Raw genomic sequence first — 8,266 nt, 5'->3', positions numbered from 1 at the left:
ACAGCGCCGCGAGGATCCGGGGCTCCAGCTGCGCGGCGTCGGCCACGACCAGCTTCCAGCCGTCGTCGGCGACCACGGCGGCGCGGATCTGCCGAGGGAGCTGCAGCGCGCCGCCGCCGGACGTCGCCCACCGCCCGGTGACCACGCCGCCGACGACGTACTCGGGGCGGAACCGGCCGCCGTGGACCCACGCGTCGAGCCACGCCCATCCGTTCGCGGTGAGCAGCCGGGACAGCTTCTTGTACTCCAGCAGCGGCGGGATCGCGGGATGCTCGATCGAGCGGAGCTCCCAGGAGCGGGTCGACTCGACGGCGAGTCCGGCGCGGCGGAGCGAGCGGATCAGGTCGGCCGGCGAATCGGGGTTGAGCTCGGGTGCCGCCAGCTCCTCGCGCAGGCGGTTCGCGAGGGCCTCGAGCCGGGCCGGTCGGCCGCCGAACACGGGTCGCGGACCGAGGGCCTCCGTCAGCACGCGGTCGTGGACGTCCTCCCGCCAGGGGAGGCCCGCGGCGGCGATCTCGCGCGCGATCAGAGCTCCCACGGACTCCGCGGCCAGCAGGAGGCGCAGGCGCCCGGACTGCGGGGAGCCCGCCACCGCGTCCTCCTGCAGCGCGAGCTCGACGACGGGATCCAGCGCCGCGGGGTCGACGGCGGCCTCCTCGAAGCCGAGCAGGGTGTCGGTGGCGACGGGGGCGGCCGCCTCCGCGTCCCAGGCGTCCCGGGCAGCGCGGGCGAGGACGGAGCCGGCCGCCGCGGAGGAGCGTCGGAGGATCGCGCGGCACAGGCGCAGATCGTGGCAGCGCGAGACCGCGACCCCCGCCTCGAGCAGCCCGGGGTACCAGCGCGCCGTGTCGTCCCAGACCCAGCGCGGCCGTCGCTGCTCGCTCGCTCGGACGAACGCGGCCAGGGACGCCGGTCCGCGACCGGCGCGCTCCTCCGTCACCGCTCCGGAGTCGTCGATCGACGACGCCGTCCAGGCGCCCGAGGGGGAACCGGCGAGGACGAGGAGCATCCGGCCATTCTCCTCCGCCGGAGGACCGTCGACGGCGCCGGCACGGGCCCTGCTCACCGGGCTGCCGCGCCCTGGGCCGGCCGCGACGGCGGGTAGCCGGGGAAGGGCTTCTCCTGCGCCGTGGGCGGCTGGCGCTCCCAGAGCGCCTTCGCGATGGTCTCCATGTCGCGGGAGTAGCCGACGAGCGTCCGCTTCTCGGGCTCCGCCGCCCAGGTGACGGCCCTGAACCACGTCTCGCGGTACGGGCCCGTCTCGATCCGGCGCACCAGACCGATCCGGCCGGTGCGGAGCGCGTCGACCATCACCCACTCGTCGGGACCGCTGCTGCGCAGCATCTGCAGAGGACTCCACTCGATCATCGCGCCTCCAGCCGTTCGCTCGTGGGGCCGTGGCGGGCAGGACCGCCCCGGCGTACACTCGCAGACTATCGAACACGTGTTCGAACGGCCAACCGTCCCGGGCACCCCCGGGCGGGTCGCCGACAGGAGGAACGGGAGCGCGATGATGGCGGTGATCGACGAGACGGCACTGGTCTCGACCGACGGCGAGGGCGTGCCTGTCGCGCTCGACTGGCGGGGCGGTCGCTACCGCGTCACCGACCGGCCGACGGTGTGGACGTGCACGAGCGCCTGGTGGGCGCCGCTCGAGCCGTTCCCGCCGACGTTCGGGCGGCGTCCGGTGAGCATCGGCGGCTGGCGGTTCCAGGCCACGCACGTCGAGACGGGCGGATCGTTCGTGCTCGACGTCGTCGCGTCGACGGAGCCGTGCTGGAGCGTCGTGCGGGTCTACGAGTGAGGCGCGACGCGGGACGTGCTACTTCTCAGCCGACCAGGGCGACTTCGTCATGGCGATGAGCGCGGCCGTGCCCGAGACGAGGCCTGCGGCGGCGATAGCGGCGATGACGAGCCAGAGCACGAGTTCCATACGACGAGTCTACCGAGCGCGTCGAGTCCTCCTCCCCTCCCCGGCGATCGAATACCGTCGGGGGAATGACCGACGCCCCGACCCGCGCCAGTGTCGGGCTGCGCTCCGAGCGCGGTCCGATCCTCCTCTCGCTGATGATCTCGACGGCGCTGGTCGCTCTCGACGCCACGATCCTCGCCACGGCGGTGCCCGCGATCGTCGACGACCTCGGCGGCTTCGCGCAGTTCCCGTGGCTCTTCTCGATCTACCTGCTCGCGCAGGCGGTGTCGGTACCCCTCTACGGCAAGCTCTCGGACGTCATCGGGCGCAAGCCGATCATGCTCATCGGCATCGGCCTGTTCCTCGTCGGCTCCCTGCTGTGCGGCCTCGCCTGGAGCATGCCCGCTCTCATCGCCTTCCGCGCGCTGCAGGGGCTGGGCGCGGGCGCGATCCAGCCGATGGGAATCACCATCGCCGGCGACATCTACACGGTCGCCGAGCGGGCGAAGACGCAGGGCTACCTGGCGAGCGTCTGGGGCATCTCCTCCGTCGTGGGGCCGACCCTCGGCGGCGTGCTGTCGGATCTGGGTGCGTGGCGGGGGATCTTCCTGGTGAACATCCCGCTCTGCCTGCTCGCGGCGATCCTCCTGATGAGGAGCTTCCGCGAGACCACGAGGGGCGAGCGCCAGCCGCTCGACGTGGCGGGGGCCGTGGTCCTGGCCGTCGGCACCGCTCTGCTGATCCTGGGGCTGCTCGAAGGCGGGACGGCGTGGCCGTGGCTCTCGCCCGCGGGGATAGGAGTGTTCGCGCTCTCGGCGCTCGCCTTCGCCGGCTTCGTCGCGATCGAGCGCCGGGCCGCAGCCCCGGTGCTCCCGCTGTGGGTGCTCAGTCGACGCCTCCTGCTCACGACGAGTCTCGTCTCGGCGGCCGTGGGCGCCATCACGCTCGGCGTCACCTCCTACTTCCCCACCTTCGCGCAGGGCGTGCTCGGCAGCTCGGCTCTCGGCGCCGGGTTCGCCGTCGCCGCCATGACCCTCGGCTGGCCGGTCGCCGCGAGCCTGTCCGGGCGCCTGTACCTCCGCATCGGCTTCCGCAGCACCGGTCTCCTCGGAGCGCTCCTCGTCGTGGTCGGCAGCGCGCTCACGATCCTGCTCGGCCCGGGCTCCAGCCTCTGGGAGATCGCGGGCTACTGCGTGCTGATCGGCGCGGGCATGGGGCTGGTGGCGACTCCGACCCTCATCCGGGCGCAGTCCAGCGTCGAGTGGAACGAGCGCGGCGTGGTCTCGTCGACCAACTTCTTCGCCCGCAACATCGGCAGCGCGGTCGCGGTCGCGGTCTTCGGCGCGATCGTCAACTCCGCCACCGGAGGCGGCAGCCCGGCTCCGGAGGATCTCGCCGCAGGGACGCGGTTCGTCTGCATCGCCCTCGCCGTCGTGGCCGTCGGCATGCTCGTCGCCGTCTCCGCCATGCCGAAGGAGGGGCGGCCCGCCGCCGACTGACTCCCGCTCAGTCGCGGGTGCGATCGGAGGCGGCGGCGATCGCGCGCCGGGACGCCGCGATCCGCTGCAGCCGGTCGAGACGGGAGCGGCGGACCCGGTGGGTCCAGCGCAGGACGGGCGCGCCGAGGCCGGGGTGCCGACGCAGCGTGTGCATCGCGCGGTCGAGCCGGCGGACCATGTCCCCGGCGGTGCCGAACGGCCGCGCCGAGATGCCGACCTCGAGGTGCCGGTCGAGCACGATCCGGTGCCGCACTCCGAGATGCACGCTGATCTCGACATCGTCGTGGACGTACGCGTCGTCGCGGTGCATCTCCTCCGCGATCTCCTGCCACGCGGAGCGGCGCAGCGCGCAGTTCGACCCGAACAGCGGCCAGTTCGCGAGGGCCGAGCCCATCAGGGCGAAGTAGGCGTCCATGTAGACGATCCGGGCGAGCAGACGCGGCAGCGGCGCGAGCTCGACGAAGCGCCCGGGCCCGGTCACCGCTCCCACGGCGGGATCGGCGAAGTGCCCGGCGAGGCGGGCGATCCAGTCCGGCCCGGGCTGCGAGTCGGCGTCGAGCCGCGCCAGGATGTCGCCCTCGGCGACGTCGAACCCGAAGGCCGTGCTGGCCGGGATCCCGCTCCCCTCGTGCACGACGACGCGCGCACCGTGCTCCCGCGCGACATCGGCGCTGTCGTCGGTGCTGCCGTCGTCGACGACGACCACCTCGAGGGGGGCGAGCGTCTGCTCGTCGAGAAGGGAGAGCAGTCGCTCGAGGTGTCGGGCGTCGTCCTTCACGGGGACGACGACCGAGATGCGCCGGTGATCCATCCGCCCAGTCAACGCGATCGGCACCGGGGTCGGGTCCCTCCCACGCCGGTCGGTGCTTCCGCGCTCCCTGTCAAGGCGGTCCCGTGACCGCCGCAGGGATGCTCGGATCGGTGGGGACGGACCTCGATGAGCACTCAGGAGACGACATGACCCACGGACCCCGTGACTTCCAGCCCACCCGCGCCCTCGTGACCGCATCCGACTCGGGGATCGGGAAGGCGACCGCGGTCGCCCTCGCCCGGGCGGGCATGGACGTCGGCATCACCTGGCACAGCGACGAGGAGGGCGCGCAGGCCACCGCTGAGGAGGTCCGCTCGCTCGGGCGGAGGGCCGAGATCGCCCGACTGGACGCCACCGAGCTGGAAAGCGCGGGCGACGTGATCGACGATCTCGCCCGGCGCCTCGGCGGGCTCGACGTCTTCGTCAACAACGCGGGCGGTGGCGGCGGCGAGACCTTCCTCGAGCAGAGCCTCGACAGCTGGCGGCGGACGGTCGCGCTGAACCTCGACGGCGCCTTCGTCTGCCTGCAACGGGCCGCCCGCCTGATGGTGGAGGGCGGCACCGGTGGCCGCCTCATCGCCGTGACGAGCGTCCACGAGCACCAGCCGCGGGTCGGCGCCGGATCCTACGTCGCCGCCAAGCACGGTCTCGGTGGACTGCTCAAGGTCGCCGCGCTCGAGCTCGGACGGCACGGCATCACCGTCAACGCCGTCGCGCCCGGAGAGATCGCGACGCCGATGAACGACGCCGACGACGTGGATCCGTTCACGATCGACCGCCCGGGCATCCCGCTCGGCCGCCCGGGCGTCGCCCGGGAAGTGGCGGAGGTCATCGCGTTCCTCGCCTCCCCCGGCGCGGCCTACGTGACCGGCTCGTCGTACGTCGTCGACGGCGGGATGCTGCAGATGGGCCCGCAGGCCGGCTCCCACCTCCTGCAGGACGACTGGCGCGACGCCTGAGCCGCTCTCCCGCGGTGCTCCCCCGACGGGTATTCTCGAAGAGGTGCTCCGGTGGGCGGAGCGCCGTGCTCAGGATGTAGGTGACGCGCGTGTGGTTCCGCCGTCGACGCAGGCTGAAGATGCAGCCCTACGATCCCGACGAGAACCCCGCCCGTGACCCCGTCTCGGTCGAGGAGGCCACGGAGGAGGGCCTGATGCTCGCGGAGTACGCGAGCCGGATGGCCGTGAAGAACCGGGTCCTGATGGACGGTCTCACCGCTGATGTCCCCTTCGACGTCGGCCACTACTCGCGTGCCGCGGCCGTCGAGCTGCGGAAGCTCGCCGACGAGTCGGAGGCGGCTGCGGTACGCCTGCGCACCATCGCCGCCGACGTCACCTTCGTCGACGGCCGCTCCGATCACGTGCACGACTACCGCTCGGCCGACGTCGACAACCTCGATCACCGGGAGCGGCTGTCACTGGCCGTCGCCGAGACGCTCCGCAGCCGCGCGGAGGACGAAGCCTACCTCGCCGCGCTGGTCGACGACGCCCGTCAGGACGCGTGGCGCGAGCTGTCGCAGTCGATCGAGGAGACACTCGACCGCGCCCCGCGGATCGATCCGACCGCGGAGGACTACCGCCGCGACCGGTCGGTGCGGATGGCGCTGGTCGTCGTCGACGACCTGGCGAAGCTCGCCCAGGACCGCGGCGTCGACCTCGAGGGCTGACTCCGCCGTCGGGCCGGAGGTCAGGCCCAGCCTGCGCGGAAGGACTCCGTGGCCTCGGTGGACTTCTCGCGCACCCCGTCGAGCAGCTGCTCCATCGACCCGCTCCGGAGGAACGCGAGACGGTCGAACTCCGTCACCGGGGCGACTCCTGCGAGCTGCCACGCGTGCGCGGCCGGGTCCTCCGCCAGCTCGACGACCGCCCCGTAGCGCTGCTCGACGAACTCGCTCGCGACGGCCAGGGAGGTGCGGACCGCCGACTCGGCCGTCGCCAGCGATTCGTCGAGCCGCGGCTCCCACTCGAGGTCGGGGAGGTAGCGGACCTCGGCGCGGGGATAGGGATCGTCCTCGTACCAGCGGACGACCTCGAAGCGCTGCTCGCCGACCGAGTCGAGGGTGACGAACGACTCCGCGCCGTCGATGTTCAGGATGCGCGCCACAGTGCCGACGGCGAAGCGCTGATCGCCGCCGCCGACCTCCTGGCCGCGCTCGATCAGGACCACGCCGAACGACGGATTCTCGTCCTCGAGGATGTCGCCGAGCATCCGCAGGTACCGCGGCTCGAACAGCCGGAGCGGGAGCGGCATGTGCGGCAGGAGCACGGAGCCGAGCGGGAACATCGGGAGGTCAGGCACGAGAACAGCGAATCACGAACCGCTCGGAGCGGCCAGTACGGGCGCCCGGACGGCGGACGTGCTAGCGATCACGACGACGCGATCGGCGGGGTGCCGAGAACGGTCGCGACGAGCTCCTCGGCGTCCGCCAGGTAGCCGCCGAGTGCCGTCGCATCGCGCGCGGCGGAGAGCTCGTCGACCGTCGGCGCCGAGAAGACGCGGTCGACCGGGTCCCGGAGGAGGATCCCGCCGCGGGCGAGCGCCACCGCCGTGTCGTCGTCGAGCAGCCAGGCGTTGACCCCGGTCGTCTCGACCACGGCGTCGACCGTGCGACGCCGGCGCCCGCTCCTGCGGACGGTCTCGTGCGTGGCGGAGCGGACCGGCAGCGGCACCACGGCCAGGTCGCCCCGGTTCACGGCGCGGGTGACCGCGTCCGACAGGGCGCCCCTCCCCATCTCGTGCAGCGTCCTCGCGAGCTCGATGCGATCCACCGGTGTCCTCCGTCGTCCGTCCGGACCTCGAGGACGAGTCGGACGCGGGGCCCTCTCGCCCGCCGCGGTCCTCCTGCAGTGCGGGCGAACGCTCCGTCGCATCCTCCACCAGGGTAGGCAGGTCGGCTGTGGATCCGCGCCCCCCGTCCTGGCCGTCCTCTCCAGCCCGGCACCGTCCGTTAACCGCAGTGGTGCATCATCCTCTGGTGCCTGCTGACGTGAACCTCGACGAGATCGCCTCCGAAGTGTCGGCGCGCCTGCGCGCGCGCTTCCCGGACCACTCCGCGGACGAGGTGGAGTCGACGGTCCGCGCCGAGCTCGACGCCCTCGCCGACCGACCGGTCCGCGACTACCTCTCCGTGCTCACCGAGCGCGCGGCGAAGTCGCGGCTGAAGAAGTCGCCCTCCGCCTGACGGAGCTCGTCTCCGCAGGAGTTGTCGCACTCGACGTCGAGTACGACTGTTTCCGCGTACCCGACCGCTCGCACGCTCTCTCGGGCCGCATCGTCGGCTGACCGCCGACGCGCGAAACGCCCCTCACCGTCCGTCGAGGCGGTCGGTGGGAGGCGTTTCGTCGTTCCCGACGGGTGCACGGCGGCGGTGCGCGGCTGCGGCGAACCGCGCGGTACTACTCGGTACCGAGTGACCGGCAGCCGGAGCGGCGCCGCGACGCTCACCCGGATCGAACCCGGATGCTGTCGCCGGCGGCCGGCGAGGTCAGGCGTCGAGCTCGTTGATGCTCTCGCACGTGGACGAGCAGAACAGGCTCATCACCCGCGCCCTTCCACTGGCGCAGGTCATGCAGCTGCGGGTGGTGAAAATCGAACGGAGAATCGTGTCCATGGTGGGTCCTCAAGCTGCGTCGTCGTTGTCGCGGTCGTGGCGAGCGTCCTGTTCCCGCTCGCCGTTCGGAGTGGTGTACGGACGACGCTAGATGCTCAGGAGCCCGTTCGAGCGTTCACGAGTGATCTCCCCACGCGACGACCCCGCACCGGGGGGCACGCGGGTCGTTTCGACCCCGCCCCGCAGTCGCACCGCGACACCGGCGGCGAGGGGTCGACGCCGAGAGCCGAGTGCGCGGTCAGGCGGGCGCCGCCACCGATGCCCGTCCAGTGAACGGCTTCCGAGCCGACGCCGGGCTGCAGCTGAAGATGCGGAATCGATGAGGGGGATCGCACGGGGAAGTAGGGCGTACGGGACTTGAACCCATGACCGACGGATTATGAGTCCGCTGCTCTGACCGGCTGAGCTAACGCCCCGCGGACCCCGCCAGCGGC

11 protein-coding genes and 1 tRNA gene are annotated in these 8,266 nt (G+C 72.6%); 5 read left to right on the top strand and 7 right to left on the bottom strand.

Annotation, left to right across the window (positions count from 1 at the left end):
- The coding region (locus NB037_RS09005; protein ID WP_251945267.1) for a bifunctional 3'-5' exonuclease/DNA polymerase at positions 1-1,009 on the bottom strand (1,009 nt) is incomplete at its 3' end.
- Between the two features lie 53 nt (positions 1,010-1,062).
- Positions 1,063-1,368: a hypothetical protein gene (locus tag NB037_RS09000; RefSeq protein WP_251945265.1), complete on the bottom strand. Its 306-nt coding sequence runs from the start codon at positions 1,366-1,368 to the stop codon at positions 1,063-1,065.
- A gap of 76 nt (positions 1,369-1,444) precedes the next feature.
- Here NB037_RS09000 and NB037_RS08995 point away from each other — a divergent pair, with 76 nt between their 5' ends.
- Both NB037_RS08995 and NB037_RS08990 read left to right on the top strand, forming a co-directional pair.
- Positions 1,445-1,804: a hypothetical protein gene (locus NB037_RS08995; RefSeq protein ID WP_251945263.1), complete on the top strand. Its 360-nt coding sequence runs from the start codon at positions 1,445-1,447 to the stop codon at positions 1,802-1,804.
- 194 nt (positions 1,805-1,998) lie between these two features.
- Complete coding sequence (locus tag NB037_RS08990; RefSeq protein ID WP_251945261.1) at positions 1,999-3,411, top strand: MDR family MFS transporter; 1,413 nt, start codon at positions 1,999-2,001, stop codon at positions 3,409-3,411.
- A gap of 7 nt (positions 3,412-3,418) precedes the next feature.
- Here the strand turns inward: NB037_RS08990 and NB037_RS08985 are convergent, their stop codons facing one another.
- The gene (locus NB037_RS08985) at positions 3,419-4,222 is read right to left on the bottom strand and encodes a glycosyltransferase family 2 protein (RefSeq protein WP_251945259.1); all 804 of its coding nucleotides are present in this window, start codon (positions 4,220-4,222) and stop codon (positions 3,419-3,421) included.
- Between the two features lie 146 nt (positions 4,223-4,368).
- Between NB037_RS08985 and NB037_RS08980 the strand changes: the two genes are divergently transcribed.
- Positions 4,369-5,181, top strand: a complete 813-nt coding sequence (locus NB037_RS08980) for an SDR family oxidoreductase (RefSeq protein WP_251945257.1) — start codon at positions 4,369-4,371, stop codon at positions 5,179-5,181.
- Between the two features lie 80 nt (positions 5,182-5,261).
- Positions 5,262-5,888: a hypothetical protein gene (locus tag NB037_RS08975; RefSeq protein ID WP_251945255.1), complete on the top strand. Its 627-nt coding sequence runs from the start codon at positions 5,262-5,264 to the stop codon at positions 5,886-5,888.
- Positions 5,889-5,908: 20 nt separating this feature from the next.
- Here the strand turns inward: NB037_RS08975 and NB037_RS08970 are convergent, their stop codons facing one another.
- Together NB037_RS08970 and NB037_RS08965 are read right to left on the bottom strand one after the other, a co-directional pair.
- Complete coding sequence (locus tag NB037_RS08970; RefSeq protein WP_207402421.1) at positions 5,909-6,520, bottom strand: LON peptidase substrate-binding domain-containing protein; 612 nt, start codon at positions 6,518-6,520, stop codon at positions 5,909-5,911.
- 68 nt (positions 6,521-6,588) lie between these two features.
- Complete coding sequence (locus NB037_RS08965; RefSeq protein ID WP_251945253.1) at positions 6,589-6,990, bottom strand: hypothetical protein; 402 nt, start codon at positions 6,988-6,990, stop codon at positions 6,589-6,591.
- A gap of 206 nt (positions 6,991-7,196) precedes the next feature.
- Here NB037_RS08965 and NB037_RS08960 point away from each other — a divergent pair, with 206 nt between their 5' ends.
- Entirely contained in the window at positions 7,197-7,403 is a 207-nt protein-coding gene (locus tag NB037_RS08960) for a three-helix bundle dimerization domain-containing protein (RefSeq protein WP_207402423.1), read from the top strand.
- Positions 7,404-7,706: 303 nt separating this feature from the next.
- Here NB037_RS08960 and NB037_RS19530 read toward each other — a convergent pair whose 3' ends face one another.
- Both NB037_RS19530 and NB037_RS08955 read right to left on the bottom strand, forming a co-directional pair.
- A complete protein-coding gene (locus tag NB037_RS19530; RefSeq protein ID WP_278249978.1) occupies positions 7,707-7,832 on the bottom strand; it encodes a hypothetical protein in 126 nt (41 codons plus the stop codon).
- A gap of 342 nt (positions 7,833-8,174) precedes the next feature.
- Positions 8,175-8,248: transfer RNA gene (locus NB037_RS08955), tRNA-Ile, on the bottom strand.
- Between the last annotated feature and the right edge of the window lie 18 nt (positions 8,249-8,266).

Origin of the sequence: Rathayibacter rubneri, assembly GCF_023743255.1 — a bacterium.
GTDB lineage: Bacteria > Actinomycetota > Actinomycetes > Actinomycetales > Microbacteriaceae > Rathayibacter > Rathayibacter rubneri.
The sequence above is the reverse complement of the archived record's forward strand: the minus strand, read 5'-3'. Positions and strand labels throughout refer to the sequence as shown.

Coding starts and splice junctions, on each gene's coding strand:
- NB037_RS09000 (WP_251945265.1), bottom strand. CDS start 1,368: ATGATCGAGTGGAGTCCTCTGCAGATGCTGCGCAGCAGCGGTCCCGAC.
- NB037_RS08990 (WP_251945261.1), top strand. CDS start 1,999: ATGACCGACGCCCCGACCCGCGCCAGTGTCGGGCTGCGCTCCGAGCGC.
- NB037_RS08985 (WP_251945259.1), bottom strand. CDS start 4,222: ATGGATCACCGGCGCATCTCGGTCGTCGTCCCCGTGAAGGACGACGCC.
- NB037_RS08980 (WP_251945257.1), top strand. CDS start 4,369: ATGACCCACGGACCCCGTGACTTCCAGCCCACCCGCGCCCTCGTGACC.
- NB037_RS19530 (WP_278249978.1), bottom strand. CDS start 7,832: ATGGACACGATTCTCCGTTCGATTTTCACCACCCGCAGCTGCATGACC.